The sequence below is a fragment of the Synechococcus sp. CCY 0621 genome, assembly GCF_019038465.1.
GTDB lineage: Bacteria > Cyanobacteriota > Cyanobacteriia > PCC-6307 > Cyanobiaceae > Cyanobium.
The window spans coordinates 1-474 of record NZ_JAFKRH010000087.1; the positions used below are offsets into that span (position 1 = coordinate 1).

The following is a 474-nucleotide window of genomic DNA, read 5'->3' on the forward strand; positions in this document are numbered from 1 at the left end:
CCCTCGGCACTCCGTTCTCGATCGCCGGTGTCGGCAGCCTCACCATCGCCGCCAACGGCTCCTATTCCTTCTCCCCGGCCGCCAACTACAACGGCCCAGTCCCCCTGATCTCCTATGTCGTCACCGACGGCTCCGGTCTCAACGACAGCTCCAGCCTTTCCATCACCGTCACACCGGTCAACGACGATTTCAGCGACGCCAACGAAACCCTCTCCATCGCCGAGGACAGCGGCACCAGCTCAGGCAATCTCCTGGTCGGCACCTCCAGCCCCGATGGCCCGGTCTCGATCGCTTCGTTCTCCATCGCCGGGCTGAGCGGTCCCTTCTCCCTCGGCAGCCCCACCACCATCGCCGGGGTCGGCAGCCTCACCATCGCAGCCAACGGCTCCTATTCCTTCTCCCCGGCCGCCAACTACAACGGCCCGGTTCCCCTGATCTCCTACGTCGTCACCGACGGCTCCGGCGCCAACGACA

Annotated in this window: 1 protein-coding gene; it reads left to right on the forward strand. The window is 65.8% G+C overall.

Going from position 1 to position 474, the window contains the following annotated elements:
- Positions 1 to 474, forward strand: a 474-nt coding sequence (locus tag KUG43_RS16730; protein WP_216910963.1) for a cadherin-like domain-containing protein, incomplete at both ends; no start/stop codon positions are given.